Source organism: Rhizobium esperanzae (assembly GCF_014197615.1).
Classification (GTDB): Bacteria; Pseudomonadota; Alphaproteobacteria; order Rhizobiales; family Rhizobiaceae; genus Rhizobium; species Rhizobium esperanzae_A.
Genome location: NZ_JACIFY010000001.1, coordinates 317,031 through 340,164, shown reverse-complemented (window position 1 = coordinate 340,164; position 23,134 = coordinate 317,031). Strand labels below are relative to the sequence as shown.

The 23,134-nt window shown below is 61.7% G+C and carries 25 protein-coding genes and 1 riboswitch; of the genes, 17 read left to right on the top strand and 8 right to left on the bottom strand.

Features of this window, described 5'->3' with window-relative positions; translation table 11 throughout:
• Positions 1 to 217 precede the first annotated feature (217 nt).
• The 8 genes from GGD57_RS01740 (at position 218) to sufA (ending at position 7,754) form a co-directional block, all read left to right on the top strand.
• Complete coding sequence (locus GGD57_RS01740; RefSeq protein ID WP_184466229.1) at positions 218 to 1,384, top strand: cysteine desulfurase family protein; 1,167 nt, start codon at positions 218 to 220, stop codon at positions 1,382 to 1,384.
• 192 nt (positions 1,385 to 1,576) lie between these two features.
• The gene (sufB, locus tag GGD57_RS01735) at positions 1,577 to 3,046 is read left to right on the top strand and encodes a Fe-S cluster assembly protein SufB (protein ID WP_184466227.1); all 1,470 of its coding nucleotides are present in this window, start codon (positions 1,577 to 1,579) and stop codon (positions 3,044 to 3,046) included.
• Positions 3,047 to 3,101: 55 nt separating this feature from the next.
• Positions 3,102 to 3,443 (top strand): GIY-YIG nuclease family protein, encoded by a 342-nt coding sequence (locus GGD57_RS01730; RefSeq protein WP_184466225.1) that lies wholly within the window; start codon positions 3,102 to 3,104, stop codon positions 3,441 to 3,443.
• A gap of 102 nt (positions 3,444 to 3,545) precedes the next feature.
• A complete protein-coding gene (gene sufC, locus GGD57_RS01725) occupies positions 3,546 to 4,301 on the top strand; it encodes a Fe-S cluster assembly ATPase SufC (RefSeq protein ID WP_184466223.1) in 756 nt (251 codons plus the stop codon).
• 24 nt (positions 4,302 to 4,325) lie between these two features.
• Complete coding sequence (sufD, locus tag GGD57_RS01720; RefSeq protein WP_184466221.1) at positions 4,326 to 5,600, top strand: Fe-S cluster assembly protein SufD; 1,275 nt, start codon at positions 4,326 to 4,328, stop codon at positions 5,598 to 5,600.
• 13 nt (positions 5,601 to 5,613) lie between these two features.
• A complete protein-coding gene (locus GGD57_RS01715) occupies positions 5,614 to 6,855 on the top strand; it encodes a cysteine desulfurase (protein WP_184466219.1) in 1,242 nt (413 codons plus the stop codon).
• 12 nt (positions 6,856 to 6,867) lie between these two features.
• Positions 6,868 to 7,248, top strand: coding sequence for an SUF system Fe-S cluster assembly protein (locus GGD57_RS01710; protein ID WP_184466217.1), 381 nt, complete (start codon positions 6,868 to 6,870; stop codon positions 7,246 to 7,248).
• Positions 7,249 to 7,361: 113 nt separating this feature from the next.
• The gene (gene sufA, locus GGD57_RS01705; protein ID WP_003586280.1) at positions 7,362 to 7,754 is read left to right on the top strand and encodes a Fe-S cluster assembly scaffold SufA; all 393 of its coding nucleotides are present in this window, start codon (positions 7,362 to 7,364) and stop codon (positions 7,752 to 7,754) included.
• Positions 7,755 to 7,895: 141 nt separating this feature from the next.
• Here sufA and GGD57_RS01700 read toward each other — a convergent pair whose 3' ends face one another.
• From GGD57_RS01700 to gcvT, 5 genes are all read right to left on the bottom strand, one after another.
• Positions 7,896 to 8,201: a flagellar basal body rod protein FlgC gene (locus GGD57_RS01700; RefSeq protein ID WP_184466216.1), complete on the bottom strand. Its 306-nt coding sequence runs from the start codon at positions 8,199 to 8,201 to the stop codon at positions 7,896 to 7,898.
• Between the two features lie 152 nt (positions 8,202 to 8,353).
• Positions 8,354 to 9,394: a glycoside hydrolase family 25 protein gene (locus GGD57_RS01695; RefSeq protein ID WP_184466215.1), complete on the bottom strand. Its 1,041-nt coding sequence runs from the start codon at positions 9,392 to 9,394 to the stop codon at positions 8,354 to 8,356.
• A 346-nt stretch (positions 9,395 to 9,740) separates the two neighbouring features.
• Positions 9,741 to 12,605 (bottom strand): aminomethyl-transferring glycine dehydrogenase, encoded by a 2,865-nt coding sequence (gene gcvP, locus GGD57_RS01690; RefSeq protein WP_184466214.1) that lies wholly within the window; start codon positions 12,603 to 12,605, stop codon positions 9,741 to 9,743.
• The gene (gcvH, locus tag GGD57_RS01685; RefSeq protein WP_085737354.1) at positions 12,605 to 12,967 is read right to left on the bottom strand and encodes a glycine cleavage system protein GcvH; all 363 of its coding nucleotides are present in this window, start codon (positions 12,965 to 12,967) and stop codon (positions 12,605 to 12,607) included. Before gcvH ends, gcvP begins: the two co-directional genes overlap by 1 nt.
• Positions 12,968 to 12,990: 23 nt before the next feature.
• Positions 12,991 to 14,127, bottom strand: a complete 1,137-nt coding sequence (gene gcvT, locus GGD57_RS01680) for a glycine cleavage system aminomethyltransferase GcvT (RefSeq protein ID WP_184466213.1) — start codon at positions 14,125 to 14,127, stop codon at positions 12,991 to 12,993.
• Positions 14,128 to 14,283: 156 nt separating this feature from the next.
• Positions 14,284 to 14,376: riboswitch (glycine riboswitch) on the bottom strand.
• A 158-nt stretch (positions 14,377 to 14,534) separates the two neighbouring features.
• On the opposite strand from gcvT, the gene GGD57_RS01675 reads away from it, so the two are divergent.
• Together GGD57_RS01675 and GGD57_RS01670 are read left to right on the top strand one after the other, a co-directional pair.
• The gene (locus GGD57_RS01675; RefSeq protein ID WP_184466212.1) at positions 14,535 to 14,915 is read left to right on the top strand and encodes a hypothetical protein; all 381 of its coding nucleotides are present in this window, start codon (positions 14,535 to 14,537) and stop codon (positions 14,913 to 14,915) included.
• A gap of 73 nt (positions 14,916 to 14,988) precedes the next feature.
• Complete coding sequence (locus tag GGD57_RS01670) at positions 14,989 to 16,038, top strand: copper chaperone PCu(A)C (protein WP_184466211.1); 1,050 nt, start codon at positions 14,989 to 14,991, stop codon at positions 16,036 to 16,038.
• 82 nt (positions 16,039 to 16,120) lie between these two features.
• Here the strand turns inward: GGD57_RS01670 and GGD57_RS01665 are convergent, their stop codons facing one another.
• Positions 16,121 to 16,387 (bottom strand): hypothetical protein, encoded by a 267-nt coding sequence (locus tag GGD57_RS01665; protein WP_010064965.1) that lies wholly within the window; start codon positions 16,385 to 16,387, stop codon positions 16,121 to 16,123.
• 121 nt (positions 16,388 to 16,508) lie between these two features.
• Between GGD57_RS01665 and crcB the strand changes: the two genes are divergently transcribed.
• From crcB to GGD57_RS01630, 7 genes are all read left to right on the top strand, one after another.
• Positions 16,509 to 16,886 (top strand): fluoride efflux transporter CrcB, encoded by a 378-nt coding sequence (gene crcB / locus GGD57_RS01660; RefSeq protein WP_184466210.1) that lies wholly within the window; start codon positions 16,509 to 16,511, stop codon positions 16,884 to 16,886.
• 88 nt (positions 16,887 to 16,974) lie between these two features.
• A complete protein-coding gene (locus GGD57_RS01655; RefSeq protein WP_085737349.1) occupies positions 16,975 to 17,967 on the top strand; it encodes an RluA family pseudouridine synthase in 993 nt (330 codons plus the stop codon).
• Positions 17,964 to 18,617 carry an HAD-IA family hydrolase gene (locus tag GGD57_RS01650; protein WP_184466209.1) on the top strand — a complete coding sequence of 218 codons (654 nt, stop codon included), beginning with the start codon at positions 17,964 to 17,966 and terminating at the stop codon, positions 18,615 to 18,617. Before GGD57_RS01655 ends, GGD57_RS01650 begins: the two co-directional genes overlap by 4 nt.
• Positions 18,618 to 18,626: 9 nt before the next feature.
• Positions 18,627 to 19,412 carry an ATP12 family chaperone protein gene (locus GGD57_RS01645; RefSeq protein ID WP_184466208.1) on the top strand — a complete coding sequence of 262 codons (786 nt, stop codon included), beginning with the start codon at positions 18,627 to 18,629 and terminating at the stop codon, positions 19,410 to 19,412.
• A gap of 66 nt (positions 19,413 to 19,478) precedes the next feature.
• Entirely contained in the window at positions 19,479 to 19,937 is a 459-nt protein-coding gene (locus GGD57_RS01640; protein ID WP_184466207.1) for a hypothetical protein, read from the top strand.
• Between the two features lie 147 nt (positions 19,938 to 20,084).
• Positions 20,085 to 21,617, top strand: a complete 1,533-nt coding sequence (locus GGD57_RS01635; protein ID WP_184466206.1) for an acyl-CoA carboxylase subunit beta — start codon at positions 20,085 to 20,087, stop codon at positions 21,615 to 21,617.
• A gap of 138 nt (positions 21,618 to 21,755) precedes the next feature.
• Complete coding sequence (locus tag GGD57_RS01630; protein ID WP_184466205.1) at positions 21,756 to 22,148, top strand: DoxX family protein; 393 nt, start codon at positions 21,756 to 21,758, stop codon at positions 22,146 to 22,148.
• Between the two features lie 42 nt (positions 22,149 to 22,190).
• Here GGD57_RS01630 and sugE read toward each other — a convergent pair whose 3' ends face one another.
• Positions 22,191 to 22,505 carry a quaternary ammonium compound efflux SMR transporter SugE gene (gene sugE, locus GGD57_RS01625; RefSeq protein ID WP_184466204.1) on the bottom strand — a complete coding sequence of 105 codons (315 nt, stop codon included), beginning with the start codon at positions 22,503 to 22,505 and terminating at the stop codon, positions 22,191 to 22,193.
• A 157-nt stretch (positions 22,506 to 22,662) separates the two neighbouring features.
• Complete coding sequence (locus GGD57_RS01620; RefSeq protein WP_184466203.1) at positions 22,663 to 23,130, bottom strand: YaiI/YqxD family protein; 468 nt, start codon at positions 23,128 to 23,130, stop codon at positions 22,663 to 22,665.
• Positions 23,131 to 23,134: the final 4 nt, after the last annotated feature.

Below are 23,134 nucleotides of genomic sequence, written 5' to 3'. Positions count from 1 at the left end.
TGGTACTCCGGGTTTTATTTCGCGTTCGCCCTGCGTTGGACGACAACATGACTTGACTCGGGTTGTCAGCTTTTCTAAAACGCAGTTTAGAACAATTCGAAACTTGCATGGCGATCCACGCATCGTGGAATGTGTCATAAGGCAAGCCCGGCGGAAATTTCAAGAAAAATGAGCCGCGGGTGCTGAAGCAAGCTCGTCAAGCGCAGGACTGAAGATCATGGCGCCGCCACGCCTTTATCTCGACTGGAATGCCACAGCGCCGCTGCACCCCGCAGCACGCGAGGCGATCATGCGCGCCATCGACATTTTCGGCAATCCGAATTCCGTTCACGGCGAAGGCCGTGCCGCCCGCGCTGCGATCGAATGTGCGCGGCGCAAGGTGGCGGCACTGGTGGGCACCGACGCCGGCAATGTGGTCTTTACCAGCGGCGCGACCGAGGCCGCCAATCTGGTGCTGACGCCGGATTTCCGCATGGGCCGCACGCCGCTCCGGCTCGGCCAGCTTTATTTTTCGGCGATCGAGCATCCGGCTGTGCGCGAAGGCGGCCGTTTCGCCAGGGAGAAGATGACGGAGATCCCGGTCACGGAAGCCGGCATCGTCGATCTCGATGCGCTCGCTGCCATGCTCAATGCCCATGACAAGGCCGCCGGCCTGCCGATGGTCGCCATCATGCTCGTCAACAATGAGACGGGCATCGTCCAGCCTGTGGAGGCCGCGGCAAAAATCGTTCACGCCCATGGCGGACTTTTCGTGGTCGATGCCGTGCAGGCAGCGGGGCGTATCCCGCTCGACATCGGCAGGATCGGCGCCGATTTCATGATCGTTTCCTCGCACAAGATCGGCGGGCCGAAGGGTGCGGGCGCGCTGATTGCGCGCGGCGAGGCGCTGATGCCGCGGCCGCTGATCCAGGGCGGCGGACAGGAGCGCGGTCACCGGTCGGGGACGCAGAATTCGCTAGCGCTGATCGGCTTCGGCGCGGCGGCGGAGGCGGCAGCCGACGAACTCGAGGCACGCAATGCGGCGATCGGCGCGTTGCGCGAGCGGCTGGAAGCCGGCATGCGCCGGGCGGCATCGGATGTGATCGTGCATGGCGAGGATGGCAAGCGTGTCACCAACACGATTTTCTTCACCCTGCCGGGGCTGAAGGCGGAGACCGGACAGATCGCCTTCGATCTCGAAGGCGTGGCGCTTTCGGCGGGTTCGGCCTGCTCGTCCGGACGGCTCGGCGAAAGCCATGTGCTGACGGCGATGGGACGCGACGCCAAACTCGGGGCATTGCGCATCTCGCTCGGTTTTTCCACAACCGAAGAAGATATCGACAGGGCGATTGCCGCCTTCGCGAAGATCGCCTGCCGGCGCAGGTCGGCCGGCGAGGCGGCCTGAACCACGTCAAAACTTGCGGAAACACAAATTTCCGCTTGCCAATCGGGCTGAAAAGTCCCTTTTGGCCTCTTACATCTAGGGCAAGGAATTGCCCGGCATCAGGGCAAGAGAATTGCCCGACATAAAGGGCAGGACAATTGCCCAAACGCTACAAGCTGCCGGACCTTGTATCCGGCGAGATTGGAGAATGAGATGGCTGCCGTGCAGGAAACGATCGACCAGGTGCGCCTGATCGATGTGGACCAGTACAAATACGGTTTCGAGACCGTCATCGAGATGGACAAGGCACCGAAAGGCCTGTCCGAGGATATCATCCGCTTCATTTCCGCCAAGAAGCAGGAACCGGAATGGATGCTGGAATGGCGTCTGGAGGCCTATCGGCGCTGGCTGACGCTGGAAGAGCCGACCTGGGCGCGTGTCGATTATCCGAAGATCGATTTCAACGACATCCATTATTATGCCGCGCCGAAGAGCACGCCCGGCCCGAAATCGCTCGACGAGGTCGATCCGGAACTGCTCAAAGTCTATGAGAAGCTCGGCATTCCGCTGCGCGAGCAGGAGATCCTGGCCGGCGTCGAGAAGCCGAAGATCGCCGTCGACGCCGTTTTCGACAGCGTTTCGGTCGTCACCACCTTCAAGGCGGAGCTGAAGAAGGCCGGCGTGATCTTCATGTCGATCTCAGAAGCCATCCGCGAGCATCCGGAACTGGTGCAGAAATACCTCGGCTCCGTCGTGCCGACGAGCGATAACTATTATGCGACGCTGAATTCGGCTGTTTTCACCGACGGCTCCTTCGTGTTCATTCCGAAGGGCGTTCGCTGCCCGATGGAACTGTCCACCTATTTCCGTATCAACGAGAAGGGCACAGGCCAGTTCGAGCGCACGCTGATCATCGCGGAAGAGGGCGCCTACGTCTCCTATCTCGAAGGCTGCACGGCGCCGCAGCGCGACGAAAACCAGCTGCATGCGGCCGTGGTCGAACTGGTTGCACTCGACGATGCCGAGATCAAATATTCCACCGTCCAGAACTGGTATCCGGGCGATAAGGAAGGCAAGGGCGGCATCTACAATTTCGTGACCAAGCGCGGCGATTGCCGCGGCGACCGCTCGAAGATTTCCTGGACGCAGGTCGAAACCGGCTCGGCGATCACCTGGAAATACCCGTCCTGCATCCTGCGCGGCGACGACAGCCGCGGTGAGTTCTACTCGATCGCCGTGTCGAACGGCCATCAGCAGATCGACAGCGGCACCAAGATGATCCATCTCGGCAAGAACACGTCGAGCCGCATCGTCTCCAAGGGTATCGCCGCCGGCGTTTCCAACAACACCTATCGCGGCCAGGTCTCGGCCCACCGCAAGGCCTCGAACGCGCGCAATTTCACCCAATGCGATTCGCTGCTGATCGGCGACAAGTGCGGCGCTCATACCGTGCCCTACATCGAAGCGAAGAATTCGACGGCGCAGTTCGAGCACGAAGCGACGACCTCGAAGATTTCCGAGGACCAGCTGTTCTACTGCCTGCAGCGCGGCATCCCCACCGAAGCGGCGATCGCACTGATCGTCAACGGCTTCGTCAAGGAAGTCCTGCAGGAACTGCCGATGGAATTCGCCGTCGAGGCGCAGAAGCTGATCAGCATTTCGCTGGAAGGGAGTGTTGGCTGAGCGGTTTCCGTCATCCTCGGGCTTGTCCCGAGGATCTAAGCACGTCGGAGGATGGATGAGCGGGTTTGTCTACATGATGTCCGACAAACCAAGAGGTGTAATCTACACCGGCGTCACCAGCGATCTGCAAGGGCGCATATGGGAACACCGCAATAAAATCCACAAGGGTTTTACGGAGAAATACAGAGCGAAAAACCTGGTCTGGTTTGAGTATCATCCCAACATTGTGTTGGCGATCCAGCGGGAGAAGTCGCTGAAGCGCTATTTGCGCGAATGGAAAATCAAGCTCGTCGAGGAGCTCAATCCGACCTGGATGGACCTCTACGAGCGCATCGATGAAATTGAGAATGTCTATCGACCGCATCCGAATACGCGGGAGTGGAGCGATTACAATTGAGGGCTTAGATCCTCGGGACAAGCCCGAGGATGACGGATCGAGGCCGGCGCGAACGGTCAATCAGGCGGCCCTTGAAGCCGCTTTATGAACAGGAAAAACAAGATGCTTGAAATCAGAAACCTCCATGCCCGCATCGCCGAAGACGGCACCGAGATCATCCGTGGCCTGAACCTGACGGTAAAGGCCGGCGAAGTTGCAGCGATCATGGGGCCGAACGGCTCGGGTAAGTCGACGCTCTCCTATGTGCTGTCCGGCCGCAGCGATTACGAAGTCACCGAGGGCGACATTCTCTATAACGGCGAGAGCATTCTCGAACTCGATCCGGCCGAACGCGCCGCCAAGGGTATCTTCCTCGCCTTCCAGTATCCGGTCGAAATTCCGGGCGTCGCCACCATGCAGTTCCTGAAGGTGGCGATGAACGAGCAGCGCAAGGCGCGCGGCGAGGACGAGTTGACGACGCCGGATTTCATGCGCCGCGTCAAGGAATCTGCGGCCAAGCTGCAGATCAACACCGAGATGCTGAAGCGGCCGCTCAACGTCGGCTTTTCCGGCGGCGAGAAGAAGCGCGCCGAAATCCTGCAGATGGCGCTGCTGGAGCCGAAGCTCTGCGTGCTCGACGAAACCGATTCCGGCCTCGATATCGATGCGCTGAAGATCGTTGCCGATGGGGTCAATGCGCTGCGCTCTCCGGATCGCGCCGTCGTCGTCATCACCCATTATCAGCGCCTGCTCGACTATATCGTGCCCGATACCGTCCACGTTCTTTACAAGGGCCAGGTGATCAAGTCGGGCGACAAGACGCTGGCGCATGAGCTGGAAGCCAACGGTTACGCCGACATCATCGGCGCAGCGGCCTGAGTTCGGGTGGAAAGGACGACGTCCATGAACATGCAGACGACGAGCCGCCTGACCGCGGCCGAAGCGGCGCTGATCGAAGCCTTCAACCAGCAGATCGGCGATCTGCCGGGCAACGGCGCGGTGACGGCCCTGCGCGACCGGCTTCTCGACGACCTGAAGAAGGCCGGCCTGCCGACGCGGCGCATCGAAGCCTGGCATTATACCGATCTCAAAAATCTTCTGCGCAATGTCCCGCAGCAGGTTGGTGATGCCGGCTCAGAGGCTTTGGAGCCGCTTGTTGCCGATTCCGCGGTGCTGGCGGTGATCCAGGGCCATTCCAACCAGAAGGCCGCTGTCGCCGACCTCGGCATTTCCACATATTCTGAACGTCTGCTCGACGGCTCAGCCGCGGAAAGCCTCGATGCGCTCGGCAGCGACGATGCGATCGGCCGCATCAATGGCAGCTTCGTGCGCGACGGCTATGTCGTCGATGTGCCAGCCGATACCGAACTTGAAAACCCACTGGAAATCCAGTTCGTTCACGCTGGCGGCCAGACGCATACACGCCTTCCGGTTTCCTTCGGGGCACACGTCAAGGCGACCGTCATCGAGCGTCACCGTGCGGTGACCGGTGATGCCGCGCTGGTGTCCCACATCAGTGACATCTCGATCGGCGAAGGCGCGGAACTGACTTGGATCATCCTGCAGCAGCAGGCGGCAGAGGATACGCATCTCGGCCAGATCCGCATCGATCTCGGCGCCGATGCCAAGCTTCGGCTGTTCGTCATCAACGCCGGCGGCAAGCTGGTGCGCCAGGAACTGCATATCAAGGTGACGGGCGAGGGCGCCGATCTGACGCTGCGCGGCATCAACCTGCTCGGCGCCGAAAGCCATACAGACGTCACGATGGTGCTCGGCCACGACGTGCCGCATACCGGCTCGACCGAAGTGATCCGCAACGTCGTCTTCGACCGCGCCAAGGGCGTCTTCCAGGGCATGATCCGGGTTGCGCCCGATGCGCAGAAGACCGATGCCAAGATGGCCTGCAATACGCTGCTGATGTCCGACGACGCCGAGTTTTCGGTCAAGCCCGAGCTCGAAATCTTCGCCGACGACGTTCAGTGCGGCCACGGCGCGACGGTGACCGATATCGACGCCAACCATCTTTATTACCTGATGGCGCGCGGCATTCCGGAGAACAAGGCGCGGGCAATGCTGGTCAACGCCTTCGTCGCCGAAATCGTCGAGGAACTGGAAGACGAAGCCCTGGTCGAGGCGCTGGAAGGCGTGATTTCGGCCTGGCTCGAAAAGCACGCCTGATCGGATATATCAAATGGACAAGATCGTGCCGGCCACGCCATACGATGTCGAAGCCATCCGCCGGGATTTTCCGATCCTGGCGGAGAAGGTCCATGGCAAGCCGCTGGTCTATCTCGATAACGGCGCTTCGGCACAGAAGCCGCAGGTGGTGATCGACGCCATCTCGCATGCCTACACCCATGAATATGCCAATGTGCATCGCGGCCTGCACTATCTCTCCAATGCAGCGACGGATGCCTATGAGGCGGCGCGCGAGAAGGTGCGCCGTTTTCTCAACGCCCCTTCGGTCAACGACATCGTCTTCACCAAGAATTCGACGGAAGCGATCAACACCGTCGCCTACGGCTGGGGTATGCCTGAGATCGGCGAGGGCGACGAGATCGTCCTGACGATCATGGAGCACCATTCCAACATCGTGCCCTGGCACTTCATCCGCGAGCGGCAGGGCGCCAAGCTCGTCTGGGTGCCTGTCGATGACGAGGGCGCCTTCCACATCGAGGATTTCGAGAAGAGCCTGACGGAGCGCACCAAGCTCGTCGCCATCACCCATATGTCGAATGCGCTCGGCACGATCGTTCCCGTCAAGGAGGTCTGCCGCATCGCGCATGAGCGCGGTATCCCGGTCTTGATCGACGGCAGCCAGGGCGCGGTGCATCTGCCGGTCGACGTGCAGGATATCGATTGCGACTGGTACGTCATGACCGGCCACAAGCTCTACGGCCCGTCGGGTATCGGCGTGCTCTACGGCAAGAAGGAGCGGCTTTCCCAGATGCGCCCCTTCCAGGGCGGCGGCGAGATGATCTTCGAAGTCGCCGAGGACACTGTCACCTACAACGATCCGCCGCATCGCTTCGAGGCCGGCACGCCGCCGATCGTCCAGGCGATCGGGCTCGGTTATGCGCTCGATTACATGGAGAAGGTCGGCCGCGAGGCGATTGCCCGCCATGAGGCCGATCTCGCCTCCTACGCGGTCGAACGGCTGAAATCGGTCAATTCGCTGCGGGTGTTCGGGACAGCGTCCGACAAGGGCAGTATCTTTTCCTTCGAGCTTGCTGGCATCCATGCCCATGACGTCTCGATGGTGATCGACCGGCAGGGCGTTGCGGTGCGTGCCGGCACGCATTGTGCCATGCCGCTCTTGAAACGCTTCGGCGTCACCTCCACATGCCGTGCATCCTTCGGCATGTACAATACCCGCGCCGAGGTCGATGCGCTGGCCGATGCGCTGGAATATGCGCGCAAGTTCTTTGCCTGAGGAGTGTCCGTGATGAGCCTGGACGAAACCGAACAAAAAATCGACGTGCGCGAAGGCATCGTGCATTCCAGCATCCCGGCCGATGAACTGGCGCGGCTCAGCGACGACGTCATCAGCGCGCTGAAGACCGTCTACGATCCGGAAATCCCGGCCGATATCTTCGAACTCGGTCTGATCTACAAGATCGATATCGAGGACGACCGGATGGTGAAGATCATGATGACGCTGACCGCGCCCGGTTGCCCGGTCGCCGGCGAGATGCCGGGCTGGGTCGAAAATGCCGTCGGCGCCGTCGAGGGCGTCTCGGGCGTCGAGGTCGCAATGACCTTCGATCCGCCGTGGACACCGGACCGCATGTCTGAGGAGGCGCAAGTCGCTGTCGGCTGGTACTGAGCCGGCGTGATACTGGCGCAGTACCGTGGTATTGATCCGTTTACCTCGGAAGACTACATTTTGAATCACGAAGCGCCGGATCTTGACCCCGGTTGCGGAAGGAGAAAAAGCCGATGGGCTTTGCAGTGATGAGCATGACGGATGGGGCTGCGGCCCGCGTCAAGGCGATCGTCGAAAATTCCGGCCCGGAGGCCAAGGGCGTTCGCGTCGGCATCAAGAAGGGCGGCTGCGCCGGGATGGAATATACCATCGACCTGGTGACCGAGCCGAATGCCAAAGACGATCTGATCGAGCGCGACGGCGCCAGGGTCTGGGTCGAACCATCGGCTGTGCTCTATCTGCTCGGCACCGAAATGGGCTTCGAGCAGACGACGCTGCGTTCCGGTTTCACTTTCACCAATCCGAACCAGACCTCGGCCTGCGGCTGCGGTGAATCCGTCGAGTTGAAACCCGCCGATCTCGCGGCGCTTGCCGCACAGCGCCAGAGCGAACCTGCGCATTCCTAAAGCGCGTCGCAATCTTCAGATTCGCTCTTCGCGCCGCATGTCGTTGCCGCAAAACCGCTGCACAGTTTTGCGCGACATGCTCTCAGCCGTTCAAGCATGCGAGAATTCTTCGCCGGCTACATACCGGTAAAATACGGGAGCTCAGTCGCGCTTGATGCTCATCAGCATTTCCCACATATCGGCGCCGGTTTCGAAGACCGCGGCGTTTGCCTTGTAGCTCTGCTCGGATTCGATCAGGTCGGTCAGTTCTGTGGCAGGATCGACGTCCGAATCCGTTGAGTTGACGCTTGCCTGGACCCCGCCTGGTTCGACGGAGGTGAGACTGGTGCTCAGCTTGGCATAACCTGATGTGCTGCTGTTTGCGATATTGCTGGCAATTGCGCCGACGCGTGTCGTCTGTGCCCGCATTCCCGAAAGCGCCGCGCTCGTAATACCCGATATGCTCATTGCTGTTTCCCCAGGACTGGAAGAAATTCTTGTACATGCAAGGGCTTAGGGAATGCTGAAGCCGTTACGTTAGCAAAGACCTGCAGACGAGCACGTTCTGCCGCTGCATCTGCACCGAATTGGCACGGAACGGGATCTGGAGGCGGCATTGGCTACCGCGACGCCACCCAGTCGTGCCAATCGCTTTCATTGCCGTTGAAGACGTTGAGGTCGATCTTGCCATCGACGCCGTCGGAAAGGCCCGAGCCGGAATATTGCCAGAAGAGCCACTTCCTGCCGGGATAGACCTTGGACGGGTGAGCGGCGACCGAGCGCAGCCAGAAGGGATAGTCGAGCATCTCACCCTTCAGATTGTCGCGATAGAAATCCGGCGCCGTGTAGATGATCGGGCGCTGACCGTAATAGCGCTCCAGCTTGTCCATGAAGACCTGCATCTTTTCCCGGACGCGAGCCGGGGAGATGCGCCGCTTGCAGCTCGATTCGCCGTTCCATTCCACGTCGATCACAGGCGGAAGCGCGTTTGCTTCCCGCGGTACGTTGCGGATGAACCAGTCGGCCTGTTCACCGGCTGTCCGGCACCAGTAGAAGAAGTGATAGGCGCCGTGTTTCAGGCCGGCTTCCTTGGCCCGGCGCCAGTTCTTCTTGAACATCGGATCGAGGTGATCGCCGCCATCCGTCGCCTTGATGTAGACGAAGTTCGCGCCTTGATTGCGCAACGTCTCCCAGTCGATCTCGCCCTGCCACCGCGACACGTCGACGCCATGCACGGCAAGCTTTCTCGGCGAAGTCTTGCCGAAGTTGATCGGTTTGGCATCGCGGAAGCGGTGGCCGTAAATTCGCGAGCGCGTCGGCGATTTCGTACCGACGTCGGGATCGATCCCCGGCTCGGCGGGCATGAGCATCGCCACCGGCCGTTCCGTCGGCATCGGCATGCCGACGGCCCCGCCTGCGGGCACGAGCGCCTGCGGCTCCGGAACCGGCCCCGTCCAGCTCAACGCTTCCTGCGGCGCGCTTGCCTGCGATGCGGGACTGCCGACCGACGCAGCCGGGATCGGGCTGCTCGGTTTGGTGATCGCATTGGTCGTTTCTGCCGACGGCACAGGGGTAAGCACATCTTCGGCGCCGGAACTTGCGGCGCATCCCGACAGGATCAGGGTGGCGAGGAGAATTGCTGGCAAAGCCGATGGACGCATGAGAACCTGCACGCAAAACAAAGGTCGACGGCAACATTCCTCCTGGAGAAAAATCGCCCATTTTGAATTGCTAACAGAGACTTGCTAAGAAAGGTTAAATTTGAGCGTATCGCGAAGCCGGTAGCTGCCCTTCCTAAGGGCGAGGGGACGTGCCCTATGAGAGGCTTGAGAGGCGCGGCGGTGCGGCATGTCCCTTCTCCCCGTCAGAACGGGGAAAAGGGGGCGGCAGCCGGATGAGGGGCAGGCGTCGGCGATCGATACGCAACAGATCCTCGGCACAAAGCCGAGGACGAAATCATCAGCAAGTTGAAATCCCTCCCAAATTGCGGGAGGGATTTGCCGAATATTACTCCGCAGCCTCCGCATAACTCTCCACCGGCGGGCAGGTGCAGATGAGGTTGCGGTCGCCGTAGACATTGTCGACGCGGTTGACCGGGGACCAGTATTTGTCGACGCGGAAGGCGCCGGGTGGGAAGCAGGCCTGTTCCCGGCTGTAGGGACGATCCCATTCGCCGACGAGGTCTTCCACCGTGTGGGGTGCGTTTTTCAGCGGATTGTTGGCCTTATCCATACGGCCTTCCTCGATGGCGCGGGCTTCCTCGCGGATCGCCAGCATTGCCTCGCAGAAACGGTCGAGTTCGGCCTTGGTCTCGCTTTCCGTCGGCTCGATCATCAGCGTTCCGGCAACCGGCCAGCTCATGGTCGGTGCATGGAAGCCGCAGTCGATCAGCCGTTTGGCGACGTCGTCGACGGTAACGCCCGCGCTGTCGACCAGCGGGCGCGTGTCGATGATGCACTCATGCGCGACGCGACCGGTCTTAGACTTGTAGAGCACGTCATAGGCGCCCTTCAGCCGGGTGGCGATGTAGTTGGCGTTGAGGATCGCCACCTTGGTCGCCTGGGTCAGGCCTTCGCCGCCCATCATCAGGCAGTAACTCCAGGAGATCGGCAGGATCGAGGCCGAACCGAAGGCGGCGGCCGAGACCGCACCGGAACGGCCGTCGGTCTCGGGATGGCCGGGCAGGTGGGGAGCCAGGTGCGCCTTGACACCGATCGGGCCCATGCCGGGGCCGCCGCCGCCATGCGGGATGCAGAAGGTCTTGTGCAGGTTGAGATGGGAGACGTCGGAGCCGATGTCACCGGGACGGGACAGGCCGACCATGGCGTTCATATTGGCGCCGTCGAGATAGACCTGGCCGCCATTGGCGTGGACGAGATCGCAAATTTCCTTGACGGTTTCCTCGAAGACACCATGCGTCGAGGGATAGGTGATCATGCAGCAGGAGAGGTTTGCGGCATGCTCCTCGGCCTTGGCGCGGAAATCGTCGATGTCGATGTCGCCATTCTCGCGCACCTTGACGACCACCACCTTCATGCCGACCATCTGGGCCGAGGCCGGGTTGGTGCCATGCGCCGAGGTCGGGATCAGGCAGACGTCACGATGACCCTCGCCATTGGCGATATGAAAGTTTCGGATCGTCAGCAGGCCGGCATATTCGCCTTGCGCCCCGGAATTCGGCTGCATCGAGAAGGCATCGTAGCCGGTGACGGCGCAGAGCTTTTCCGTCAGGTCGTCGATCATCTCGCGATAGCCGAGCGCCTGATCTGCCGGCACGAAGGGATGGATGTCGGAAAATTCCGGCCAAGTGATCGGCAGCATTTCCGCCGTCGCATTCAGCTTCATCGTGCAGGAGCCGAGCGGGATCATCGAGCGGTCGAGCGCCAGATCGCGGTCGGAGAGCCGGCGGATGTAACGCGTCATCTCGCTTTCGGCGCGGTTCATGTGGAAGATCGGATGGGTGAGGTAATCGCTGGTGCGGAGCAGGCCTTTGGGCAGCCGGTAGGACGGCTCGAAATCGGCAATGGTGAAATTGCCGCCGAAAGCGCGCCAGACGGCTTCGAGCGTTGCCGGCCGCGTGCGCTCGTCGAGGCTCATGCCGATCCCGGTTTCGCCGACCTTGCGCAGATTGACGCCTTCGGCGACGGCGGCACGCAGGATCAGACCCTGCATATGGCCGACATCGACGGTGATGGTGTCGAAGAAACTGTCCGGCTCGATCTTGTAGCCGAGCTTCTCCAGGCCCTTGGCCATCAGCACGGCTTTCTGGTGCACCTGCTGGGCAATCGCCTTGATGCCGTCCGGGCCGTGGAAGACCGCATACATCGAGGCCATGACGGCGAGCAGCACCTGGGCGGTGCAGATGTTGGAGGTCGCCTTCTCGCGGCGGATATGCTGCTCGCGGGTCTGCAGCGACAGGCGATAGGCGCGGTTGCCGCGGGCGTCGACGGAGACGCCGACGAGGCGGCCGGGCATGGAGCGCTTGATGGCGTCTTTCACAGCCATATAGGCCGCATGGGGGCCGCCGTAACCGACCGGGACGCCGAAACGCTGCGAGGAGCCGACGGCGATATCGGCGCCCATTTCGCCGGGCGATTTCAGCAGCGTCAGCGCCAGGATATCGGCGGCGACGACCGCGATGGCACCGGTCTGATGCAGGCGGGCGATCAGGCCGGTGAAATCATGCACGTGACCATGCGTGCCGGGATACTGGAAGATCGCGCCGAAGACGTCGACGGGGTCGAGATCGGTGAAGGGATTGCCGACGATGACGCTCCAGCCGAGCGGCTCGGCGCGGGTGCGGATGAGGGCGATGGTCTGCGGGTGGCAGTCGGCATCGACGAAGAAGGCTTTTGCCTTCGACTTGGAGACGCGCTCGGCCATCGCCATGCCTTCGGCCGCGGCGGTCGCCTCGTCGAGCAGCGAGGCATTGGCGACGTCGAGGCCGGTGAGGTCCGAGATCATCGTCTGGTAGTTCAACAGCGCTTCCAGGCGACCCTGGCTGATCTCCGGCTGGTAGGGCGTATAGGCCGTGTACCAGGCGGGATTTTCCAGGATGTTGCGCTGGATGACGGGGGGCGTGATCGTGCCGTAATAACCCTGGCCGATCAGCGAGACCAGCACCTTGTTCTTGTTGGCGGTGTCGCGCAGCTTGTCGAGCGCCTCGCGCTCAGTCATCGGCGCGCCCCAGACGAGCGGCGCCTTCTGGCGGATAGCGGGCGGCAGCGTCGCGTCGATCAGCCCGTCGAGACTGTTATAGCCGATCACCTTCAGCATGTCGGTCATCTCGGCCGGCGAGGGGCCGATGTGACGGCGATTGGCAAAATCGTAGGGCTGATAGTCGGTAAACTGGAATTCGGTCGGCGTCGTCATTACGCGGTGAGCTCCTTGTAGGCGGCCTCGTCGAGCAGGCCGTCGGCATCGGCGGCATTTGCAAGCTTCAGCTTGAAGAACCAGCCCGCCCCTTGAGGATCGGAATTGACCAGCGACGGATCCGCGACGATGGCCGGATTGACCTCGGTGATCTCGCCGTCGAGCGGACAATAGACGTCGGAAGCAGCCTTGACGGATTCGACGGTCGCGGCATTGCCGTTCTTGGAGAAGGTCGCGCCGACTTCCGGCAGTTCGACGAAAACCAGGTCGCCGAGCTGTTCGACGGCATAGGTGGTGATGCCGACCGTCGCGACGCCGCCTTCGATCTGCAGCCATTCATGTTCTTCGGTGAATTTCAGCATTGTTCGTCCTCTCTGGAAAAGGTTTAGCGTTTGTAGGTCGGTTTAACGAAGGGCAGGGCGCTGACGGTGATCGGCAGATATTTGCCGCGCACCTCGGCGTAGACGAGCGTGCCGGCCGCAGCATGGGAGACCGGCACATAGCCCATGGCGACGGGGCCTTCGACGCTGGGGCCGAAGCCGCCCGAGGTGACTTCGCCGATTTCGGCCTTGCCCTCGGCATCGGCATAGAGCTTGGCATGGCCGCGCACCGGCGCCTTGCCTTCCGGCTTCAGGCCGACGCGGCGGCGGGCTGCGCCGTTTTTGAGTTCGGAGAGAATACGGCCGGAGCCCGGGAAGCCGCCGGCGCGTACGCCATCCGAGCGCCGCGCCTTCTGCATAGCCCATTCAAGTGCGGCCTCGACCGGCGAGGTGGTTGTGTCGATATCGTTGCCGTAGAGGCAGAGGCCGGCTTCGAGGCGCAGCGAGTCGCGGGCGCCGAGGCCGATCGCCTGGACATCGGGATGCTCGAGCAGCCGCATGGTGACATCGACCGCCTTGTCTGCCGGGATCGAGATTTCGAAGCCGTCTTCGCCGCTATAGCCGGAGCGCGAGACCAGGCAGGAAACGTCGTGCAGGCGGCAGTGGCGCACATCCATGAATTTCATCGCCGCAACATCCGCCCAGAGTTCGGCGAGCACCTCGACGGCGCGCGGACCCTGCAGCGCGATCAAAGCGCGATCGAGAAGGGTGATGTCGCAGCGGTCGCCGATATGGGCTTGCAGATGGGCGAGATCGGCCTCCTTGCAGGACGCGTTGACGACGACGAAAAGATGGTCGTCGAGATGCGTGATCATCAGGTCGTCGAGAATGCAGCCGCTGTCGTCGGTGAAGAAGCCGTAGCGCTGGCGGCCTTGGGCAAGGCCGAGAATGTCGACGGGCACCAGGCTTTCGAGCGCCAGCGCCGCATCCTCGTAGCGGCCCGATTTTGCCCTCACGATGACCTGGCCCATATGGGAGACATCGAAGAGGCCGGCCTCGGTGCGGGTATGAAGATGTTCCTTCATCACGCCGGCGGGATATTGCACCGGCATGTCGTAGCCTGCGAACGGCACCATGCGGGCGCCAAGCGAAAGATGCAGGCCATGCAGCGGGGTTTTCTTCAGGGCAGCAGTATCGTCCAAAAGACGCCTCCGGGGTTTGCGCTTTCTTACGAAGGCGCGGGCTCAAATCTGAAGGCGCGGCTGCGCACTTCTCTCCTGAGCCCCCTCTGTCCCTTTGCCTGAGATTGTTATCCCTTCGGCGAGCGTTTCGAGAACGCTTCTCTCCAGAGTTCCGTCTGCCCCTTGCTGGTCCTTTGGCCTGAGAGTTTCCGGGGCGGTTGCTCCTTCGGCACCGGTGGCGAAAGCACCGGATTCTCCCAACAAGGTTGGCGCAATTATCCGGCGGCTGTGGCACTTGGCAAGCGCCAAATGTCGTCACCGAGCAAATTTTTGTCGTCTTATTCCAAGCAGGCCTTAAACTGCGGCAAATCTGGTTTTGCATTCGGGGGCGAAACCGGCTATCGCGGCTTGCTGTTGAAGGGGATCTCATGCGGCGGACCGAATTGAAAGCGACGCTCTTCCTGCGCATGTTTTGCGCATTGAGCCTGGCTTTGCTCGGTCTTGCCCATCAGGCGCCACAAGCCATTGCCTCCGAAGGCTACCATGCTGCCGCCTATATGCTGCCGGACGGCACCTTCGCCTCGCTCTGCGTCACGGTGAGGGACGCCGATGGCAAGACCGTCGCTTTCAAGCCGAATTGTGAAGCCTGCCGGCTATCGGCTTGCCTCATTCTACCGGCACCCGATGCGGGTTCCTGGCTCGAACGCAAGCTCGGTTCGCTCATCAATTCGCCGATCGAAACCTCGGCCATTACAGGCGCAAGCGCCGTCATCCGGCCGAATTCCCGCGCGCCGCCCGTCCTCGCCTGATCTGCCGCCGCAACCTATGACGCAGCATGCCGGTCCGCTCAGGAGAAGTCTGTGGCCGGCGAGGAGATATCCGATGAAGACTATCAAAAAATCTGGCACGACCTTTGGCAAGACATTCGGGCTTGCCGCCCTTGTTTCCGCAACCGCCATTGCCGGCGCAGAGGCGCATGTGACTTTCCTCGACGGGCAAGCGACGCAGGAGAGCACCATTCTCGCGACGCTGCAGCTGCCGCATGGCTGCGACGGCAAGGCGACCACCGAAGTGCGGGTCAAGCTGCCGGAAGGCTTCGTCTTCGCCAAGCCGCAGCCGAAGGCCGGCTGGGAGCTCGAGGTGATCAAAGGCGATTACCAGAAGAGCTATGACAATCACGGCGACAAGGTGAAGGCAGGCGCCGTCGAGATCCGCTGGAAGAGCGGCAATCTCTCCGACGATTTCTACGACACCTTCGTCATCCAGGGCAAAGTTTCGGGCGTCGAGGCCGGCACTTCGCTCGCCTTTCCGGTGACGCAGATATGCGGTGATACGGTCCAGGCCTGGGATCAGGTGGCTGCGGACGGCGGCGACGCGCACGGCCTGAAAAGCCCGGCGCCGCTGTTGAAGGTCGTTGCCGGCGAAGGCCAAGGTCACGAGCATGACGACATGGCCGGCATGGACATGTCCGGTAAAACCGGAATGGACATGTCCGGCAAGACCGGCATGGACATGTCCGGGATGGCAGCGGCGCCGGCCGGCGAAACGGTCAAGGTCGGCGATCTCGAAGTCTCCGGCGGTTTTGCCAAGGCGATGCTGCCCGGCCAGCCGGTCGGCGGCGGCTTCTTCACGGTGAAGAACAACGGCCAGACGGATGATCGGCTGGTGTCCGTGACGTCGGCTGCCGCAGGCGAGGTTCAGATCCACGAAATGGTGACGAAGGACAATGTCATGCGGATGCGCCAGTTGAAGGACGGCATCGCGATTGCCGCCGGCGAGACGGTCAAGCTCGAACCCGGCAACCTGCATCTGATGTTCCAGAAGGTGAAGACGCCGTTCAAGCGGGGCGATACGGTGCCGCTGACGCTGACCTTCGAAAAGGCCGGCAAAGTCGACGTGGTGCTGCAAGTGCTGTCAGCGCAGGGCAAGTGAACGACGCCGTCGTAAGACAAAGAGCCCGCAGGTGGTTGCGGTGTCGCAACCGGGCTTGCGGGCTTGCCGTTGAGGCGGTGCCTCAGACCTCTTCGTAGGATTGCAAGGCCTGCTTGAGGCCGGCCTGCGGCTGGCGATTGCCTTTGGCCATCAGGTCGAGCGCCACTTCCGTCGACTGGATGATGCTGGAAGGCTCCTCGGCCTGATCGGCGCTGTCGGCCTTCAATTGCCGGTCGGCGATGCGCCGCGCATCGCGGGCGGCAGTGCTGGTCGCCACACGTTGAGGGATCCTCAGCGATTCGAAGGCAATGGCAGCGGTGTTGGCCGATACGGACAGGAGCTGGGTCATGCCGCCAGCGTATCGGCATGATCTTGGCGCCATCATAATAAAATCATTGGCATTTTACCGGATGGTAAGAATTCGTTCCGTCCCGATTGGAATCTCGGCGGAGTTGCGATAAATCCGGTCGATGATCCAGGCTCTTCTCGTTGCCGTTGGCGGCGCTATCGGTTCCCTTCTCAGATATTATGTCGGCCAGTGGTCGTTGCGGCTCATGGGTCCGGCCTTTCCCTGGGGCACCCTTACCGTCAACGTCGTCGGCTGCTTCGTCATCGGTGTTTTCGCCGAACTGATCGCGCGCAAATTCAACGCTTCGGTGGAACTGCGCCTGTTGCTGATCACCGGCTTCCTTGGCGGTTTCACCACCTTCTCGGCCTTCTCGCTGGATGCGATCTCGCTGTTCGAGCGCGGCGAGGCCGTGGCCGGCGGTGTCTATATCGTTGCCAGCGTCGGGCTTTCGATGGTGGCCGTCATCGCCGGGCTTGCCGTCATCCGCGCTTTTGCCTGATTCCGGTTTCCGTTTTGCGTGAAAATGCTCTAAAGGCTGCGGCAAGAACGCCGGCTCGGCCCGCGCAGCAATTTCCGAAAGATTTTTTATGGCTGGCATAGAACATATCAAGGTTGAACCCGACGAAGCCGGCATGCGGCTCGATCGCTGGTTCAAGGTGCATTTTCCCGGGCTCGGTTTCGGCCCGCTGCAGAAGCTGTTGCGCTCCGGCCAGGTGCGCGTCGACGGCGGACGTGTCAAATCGGATGCGCGCGTGCAGCCCGGGCAGACGGTGCGGGTGCCGCCGCTGGATGTCGATGCCAAGGTCAAATCCGGGCCGATCGCCGGCAGGGATCTCAAACATTCGTCGGATTTCGAACTGCTGTCGCGCATGGTGCTGCATGAGGACGACAAGGTCATCGTGCTCAACAAGCCGCCGGGTATTGCGGTGCAGGGCGGCTCCGGTGTCGCCCGGCATATCGACCAGATGCTCGAAGCCTGGACCAGCCCGAAGGGGGAAAAGCCACGGCTCGTTCACCGCCTCGACCGCGATACGTCAGGCGTTCTCGTCATCGCCCGCACGCGTGGCGCCGCACAGAAGCTGACGGCCGCCTTCCGCGAGCGCGATACCAAGAAGACCTATTGGGCGCTGGTCAAGGGCGTGCCGCGCAAGCACGAGGACAAGATCTCGACCTGGCTCGTCAAGGAACCGACCGCCGACGGCGACCGCATGCGCATCGCCAAACACGGCGAGGACGGCGCCGACCATGCGATTTCCTTCTACCGCGTGGTAGAGACGGCGGCACAGAACCTCGCATGGCTGGAGATGGAGCCTTATACCGGCCGTACCCACCAGTTGCGCGTCCATGCCCTGCATATCGGCCATCCCATCATCGGCGATCCGAAATATTTCGACGATGATCCGAATTGGGATTTTCCTGGCGGCGTCCAGAAGAAGCTGCATCTGCACGCGCGCCACATCGACATTCCGCACCCCTCCGGCGGCCGCCTGCGCGTCAGCGCGCCGCTGCCGCCGCATATGGTGCAGACCTGGAATCTTCTCGGTCTCGACCTTGCCGGCGCTGAAAGGGACAGTGAATGAAACTCGCGCTTTTCGATTGCGACGGCACGCTGGTCGACAGCGCCGGGCTGATCCATGAAACCATGCGTCGCACCTTCGAGAAATTCGGCAAGCCGGAACCGCGTTTCGAGGATACCAAGGCCATTATCGGCCTGTCGCTCGATATCGCGATTGCCCGCATGCAGGGCAAGCCACATGTCGAGCCGGAAGATATCGACATGACGGCGCATTACAAATCGCTGTTCTCGATCGTGCGTCAGGATCTCGACTACCGGGAGCCGCTGTTTCCCGGCATTCGTGAAATGATCGACGCAATCAGCGGGCGCGAAGATCTGCTGATCGGCGCGGTGACAGGCAAATCCAGGCGCGGGCTGAACCTCGTGATGGAGACGCACGGCTTCGACCGATCTTTCATCGTTGCGCGCACCGCAGACGATTGCCCGTCAAAGCCGCATCCGGCCATGGTGACGGAATGCTGCGACGAAACCGGCATCAATGCCACCTATGCCATTGTCATCGGCGATGCGATTTACGATATGCAGATGGCAAAGGCCGCAGGCGCCAAGGCGATCGGCGTTGCCTGGGGTTATGCCAGCGTGGATGAGCTGATCGCCAACGGCGCCGATGCGATCGCCTATCATCCAAACGAGATACTGCGCCATTTTTCCTGAGGTGAGCCCATGCGCGATCTGCTGAACGATCTTTCCGAAGGCCTGAGCCATCCCGATCCCATCCGGCGGGCGCAGATCCAGATGAACAAGCCGCTGCCGAAGCGCTTCTACACCGATGTCGCTGTTGGCGCGCACGAGGGCAGTTTTGCGGTTATGCTCGACGGCAAGACGGTGCGCACGCCGGCACGGCAGGTTCTCGCCGTTCCCACGGAGGCGCTGGCGCGGCTTGTCGCCGCCGAGTGGCAGGCGCAGGGCGAAGAGATCAATCCCATGACCATGCCGGTGACGCGGCTCGTCAATACGGCACTCGACGGCGTGGACGCCAATAAGCAGGCGATCTTCGAGGATATCCTGCGTTTTTCCTCCAGCGACCTCATCTGTTACCGGGCCGATGGGCCGGAACTGCTGGTCGAGCGCCAGACCGAGCGCTGGGATCCCGTGGTCGACTGGGCGGCGAATGATCTCGGCGCCCGCTTCATCCTCATCGAAGGCGTGATGCCTCAGGAGCAGCCGCGCGAGGCGACGGCCGCCTTCGCCGTGACGCTCGCCAGATTTGACAGCCCGATGGCGCTTGCAGCACTCCACACCGTCACTACGCTCACAGGTTCGGCGATCCTGGCGCTTGCCTTCGCCTGCGGCCGCTTGACGATGGAGGAGGCCTGGTCGCTTGCCCATCTCGATGAAGACTGGACGATCGAGCATTGGGGCAATGACGAGGAGGCCGAGGAGCGCCGCGCCAAGCGCTTTGCCGAGTTCAAGGCGGCGACGGATGTTTTTTTCGCCCTAAGCACCTGAAACATATTGCCTTCCCGGGCATTATGACGAAATCTGCGACTCCAATGGGGCGTGCGGGATTTTGTAATGAATTGGCTGAGGTCGTGTTTTTGCCGGGCCACACTCTTTTGTGTGGCGCTCACGGCCTGCGCCAGCCTCTCGGCCCAAAAGCCGGAGGCACCGATGTACGACGTGCGCAGCGCCGTCGTCCTCTCCGGCCCGAACATGCCGGCCGCGCTGCTTTCCGGTATTAACGACCGCGTCAACGCCGCGATCAACGTCACCACCCGCGATACCGTGCTGCCTCGGGTGGTGCTGACGATCCGCGTGGTATCCATCGAGAAAGGCCTCGGCTTCCAGAAGGACCGCAATGTCGCCAAGATCAGCATCGACGCTGCCTCGGTCGAGGACGGCTCGGTTATCGCCGTCAGCGCCTTCGACGTGACCAGCATCGCCGCCGACCCCAAGCTTGCCGACGCGATATTGGCCGATGACGTTGCAGCAAGAATACGCTCGGTATTCTCGCTCAGCGGGCGCGGCCGCTAAAGCGCGTCGCGATCTTTCAGATTCGCTCTTTGCGCTTTGGCTCTTTGTTTGTACGCATTGTCGTTGCCGCAAAACCGCTGCACAGTTTTGCGCGACATGCTTTAGCATTGACCGCCGGATTGCCGCTTACAGCGGCGAGGAGATCGTATGAAGGAAATTCTCGAGGAACTGGAACGGCGCCGCGGCATCGCCCGCCTCGGCGGCGGTGAAGCACGCATCGATGCCCAGCACAAACGCGGCAAGCTGACGGCGCGTGAGCGCATCGACCTCTTCCTCGACGAAGGCTCCTTCGAGGAATTCGACATGTTCGTCGAACATCGCTCCACCGATTTCGGCATGGACAAGAGCCGTGTTGCCGGCGACGGCGTTGTCACCGGCTGGGGCACCGTCAACGGCCGCACGGTGTTCGTCTTCGCCAAGGACTTCACCGTCTTCGGCGGCTCGCTGTCGGAAGCGCATGCCGAGAAAATCATGAAAGTGCAGGACATGGCGCTGAAGAACCGCGCGCCGATCGTCGGCATCTATGATGCCGGCGGCGCCCGCATCCAGGAAGGCGTGGCGGCGCTCGGCGGTTATGCCGAAGTGTTCCAGCGCAATGTGCTCGCCTCCGGCGTGATCCCGCAGATTTCGGTGATCATGGGCCCCTGCGCCGGCGGCGACGTCTATTCGCCCGCCATGACCGATTTCATCTTCATGGTGCGCGACACCTCCTACATGTTCGTCACCGGCCCTGACGTGGTGAAAACGGTGACCAACGAGACGGTGACATCGGAAGAGCTTGGCGGCGCCGTGGTCCATACGACGCGCTCTTCGATTGCCGACGGTGCCTACGAGAATGATGTCGAAACGCTGCTGCAGGTCCGCCGGCTGATCGATTTCCTGCCGCTTTCGAATACCGCGCCGCTGCCGGAGATCGAATGTTACCAGTCGGTGACAGAGGTCGATATGTCGCTCGATACGCTGGTGCCGGCCAGCGCCAACAAGCCATACGATATCAAGGAACTGATCCGGAAGGTGGCGGACGAGGGGGATTTCTTCGAGATCCAGGCGAGCTTTGCCGGCAATATCGTCTGCGGCTTCGGCCGCGTCGAAGGCTCCACCGTCGGTTTCGTCGCCAACCAGCCGATGGTGCTGGCCGGCGTGCTGGACAGCGACGCCTCGCGCAAGGCAGCGCGCTTCGTGCGCTTCTGCGACTGCTTCAACATTCCGATCGTCACCTTCGTCGACGTGCCGGGCTTCCTGCCGGGGACGGCGCAGGAATATGGCGGCCTCATCAAGCATGGCGCCAAGCTGCTCTTTGCCTATGCCGAAGCGACGGTGCCGAAGCTCACCGTCATCACTCGCAAGGCCTTCGGCGGCGCCTATGACGTGATGGCGTCGAAACATCTGCGCGGCGACCTCAACTATGCCTGGCCGACGGCGCAGATCGCCGTGATGGGCGCCAAGGGTGCGGTCGAGATCATCTTTCGCAAGGATATCGCCGATCCGGAAAAGATCGCCGCGCATACGAAAATGTACGAGGACCGGTTCCTGTCACCCTTCGTCGCCGCCGAGCGCGGTTATGTCGACGAGGTGATCATGCCGCATTCAACCCGGCGTCGGCTGGCTCGCGGCCTGAAGATGCTGCGTAACAAGGATCTCACCAATCCCTGGAAGAAACATGACAACATCCCGCTCTGAAGGAGACCGATGAATAAAACCGTCGGCTCAAGTGTTTGCCTCCTGTCGAAAAAGTGAACGGCTGTCAGCAATCCGTGTGTTCAATCCGTGTCGATGACAGGCTAACGCTCGGCCGTATTGTTTTAATGGAGAGGTTTAATGTCAAGTTTCGAGCGTCTTTCTGCCTATCGCCCCTATGGGTTGGCCGCTCTCAGAATCATCGCCGCGCTGTTGTTCATCGAGCACGGCACAATGAAGCTTTTCGGTTTCCCGGCGTCACAGATGTCCGGCTCGCTGCCGCCGCTGATGCTGTTTGCCGCCCTTCTGGAACTGATCGGCGGCATCTTGATTCTCGTCGGCCTGCTGACGCGTCCGGTCGCCTTCCTGCTCGCCGGTGAAATGGCGGTCGCCTATTTCATGGCGCATGCCCCGAGCAGCTTCTTCCCGGCCGTCAATCAGGGCGACGCCGCGATTCTGTTCTGCTTCGTCTTCCTTTACCTGTTCTTCTCCGGTCCCGGCGCTTTTTCCGTCGACAACCGCAAGGCAGCCTGAACGACTGGTCGAGGGGCGTCGTTGACGCCCCTCGGTTTTATATCAAGCGGTCAGCTTGAGACCGGCGATGCCGCCGACGATCAGCATGATGCAGGCAAGACGGGAGACACTTGCCGCATCACCCAGCAGCCAGATGCCGAGCAGCACCGTGCCGACCGTGCCGATGCCGGTCCACACCGCGTAGGCGGTGCCGATCGGCAAGTGCTTCACGGCAAGGCCGAGCAGCACGACGCTGACCACCATGGATATGACGGTCAGCGCAGTCGGCAGCGGCCGAGTGAAACCCTCGGTGTATTTAAGGCCGATTGCCCAGCCACATTCGAAAAGACCGGCGAGAAAAAGCAGAAACCAGGCCATGCGACTCTCCTTGTTCAAGAGCGAGGCCGTCCCCGCGACGTTGCATCCGAGGATGCCGCAGTCGTCTGCGATAAGCTCTATATGCGTCAGGGAACGGCTGTGTTCAAGGTAGGAATCGGCATGGCAGCCATGCCACCCGTTTCATGCCGCCTTTGCGTCACCGCTGGCCGCCGGCCTCCGCGGAAAGGTTCTTGGCGCGGCGGCAGAGGCGATCGAAGGTTTCGAGGAACCGTGAGCGGTCTTTCGGGCTGAAGGCGGCGTTGTAACCCTTGCTTTCGCCGGTTTCGCGCAGATGTGCGCCGAGATCGCGCATGGCGCTCGCCATGCCGATATTGGTCTCGTCGAAGACGCGCCCCGTGGGGCCGCTGACGAAGGCGCCGGTCGCGACGCAGCGAACGGCGAGCGGTACATCTGCAGTGACGACGACGTCGCCGGCGCCGGCGTGCTCGGCAATCCAGTTGTCGGCGGCATCGAAGGCGTTGGAGACGATGACGTTGTGGACCATCGGGTCGCGCGAGGGGCGCAGGCCGGAATTGGCGACGAAGGTGACTTCAAGGCCGTGGCGTTCCGCAACCTTGAGAATTTCCGGTTTCACCGGACAGGCATCGGCGTCGACATAGATCATGGCA

Excerpts from the sequence above, each read along its gene's own strand:
- GGD57_RS01650 (WP_184466209.1), top strand. The coding sequence starts at position 17,964 with ATGAAACTCGCGCTTTTCGATTGCGACGGCACGCTGGTCGACAGCGCC.
- GGD57_RS01715 (WP_184466219.1), top strand. The coding sequence starts at position 5,614 with ATGGACAAGATCGTGCCGGCCACGCCATACGATGTCGAAGCCATCCGC.
- crcB (WP_184466210.1), top strand. The coding sequence starts at position 16,509 with ATGATCCAGGCTCTTCTCGTTGCCGTTGGCGGCGCTATCGGTTCCCTT.
- GGD57_RS01675 (WP_184466212.1), top strand. The coding sequence starts at position 14,535 with ATGCGGCGGACCGAATTGAAAGCGACGCTCTTCCTGCGCATGTTTTGC.
- GGD57_RS01630 (WP_184466205.1), top strand. The coding sequence starts at position 21,756 with ATGTCAAGTTTCGAGCGTCTTTCTGCCTATCGCCCCTATGGGTTGGCC.
- sufD (WP_184466221.1), top strand. The coding sequence starts at position 4,326 with ATGAACATGCAGACGACGAGCCGCCTGACCGCGGCCGAAGCGGCGCTG.
- GGD57_RS01640 (WP_184466207.1), top strand. The coding sequence starts at position 19,479 with ATGAATTGGCTGAGGTCGTGTTTTTGCCGGGCCACACTCTTTTGTGTG.
- GGD57_RS01670 (WP_184466211.1), top strand. The coding sequence starts at position 14,989 with ATGAAGACTATCAAAAAATCTGGCACGACCTTTGGCAAGACATTCGGG.
- gcvH (WP_085737354.1), bottom strand. The coding sequence starts at position 12,967 with ATGCTGAAATTCACCGAAGAACATGAATGGCTGCAGATCGAAGGCGGC.
- GGD57_RS01645 (WP_184466208.1), top strand. The coding sequence starts at position 18,627 with ATGCGCGATCTGCTGAACGATCTTTCCGAAGGCCTGAGCCATCCCGAT.
- sufC (WP_184466223.1), top strand. The coding sequence starts at position 3,546 with ATGCTTGAAATCAGAAACCTCCATGCCCGCATCGCCGAAGACGGCACC.
- GGD57_RS01620 (WP_184466203.1), bottom strand. The coding sequence starts at position 23,130 with ATGATCTATGTCGACGCCGATGCCTGTCCGGTGAAACCGGAAATTCTC.
- GGD57_RS01730 (WP_184466225.1), top strand. The coding sequence starts at position 3,102 with ATGAGCGGGTTTGTCTACATGATGTCCGACAAACCAAGAGGTGTAATC.
- GGD57_RS01695 (WP_184466215.1), bottom strand. The coding sequence starts at position 9,394 with ATGCGTCCATCGGCTTTGCCAGCAATTCTCCTCGCCACCCTGATCCTG.
- GGD57_RS01740 (WP_184466229.1), top strand. The coding sequence starts at position 218 with ATGGCGCCGCCACGCCTTTATCTCGACTGGAATGCCACAGCGCCGCTG.
- GGD57_RS01700 (WP_184466216.1), bottom strand. The coding sequence starts at position 8,201 with ATGAGCATATCGGGTATTACGAGCGCGGCGCTTTCGGGAATGCGGGCA.
- gcvP (WP_184466214.1), bottom strand. The coding sequence starts at position 12,605 with ATGACGACGCCGACCGAATTCCAGTTTACCGACTATCAGCCCTACGAT.
- GGD57_RS01635 (WP_184466206.1), top strand. The coding sequence starts at position 20,085 with ATGAAGGAAATTCTCGAGGAACTGGAACGGCGCCGCGGCATCGCCCGC.
- sufB (WP_184466227.1), top strand. The coding sequence starts at position 1,577 with ATGGCTGCCGTGCAGGAAACGATCGACCAGGTGCGCCTGATCGATGTG.
- sugE (WP_184466204.1), bottom strand. The coding sequence starts at position 22,505 with ATGGCCTGGTTTCTGCTTTTTCTCGCCGGTCTTTTCGAATGTGGCTGG.
- GGD57_RS01665 (WP_010064965.1), bottom strand. The coding sequence starts at position 16,387 with ATGACCCAGCTCCTGTCCGTATCGGCCAACACCGCTGCCATTGCCTTC.
- GGD57_RS01710 (WP_184466217.1), top strand. The coding sequence starts at position 6,868 with ATGAGCCTGGACGAAACCGAACAAAAAATCGACGTGCGCGAAGGCATC.
- sufA (WP_003586280.1), top strand. The coding sequence starts at position 7,362 with ATGGGCTTTGCAGTGATGAGCATGACGGATGGGGCTGCGGCCCGCGTC.
- GGD57_RS01655 (WP_085737349.1), top strand. The coding sequence starts at position 16,975 with ATGGCTGGCATAGAACATATCAAGGTTGAACCCGACGAAGCCGGCATG.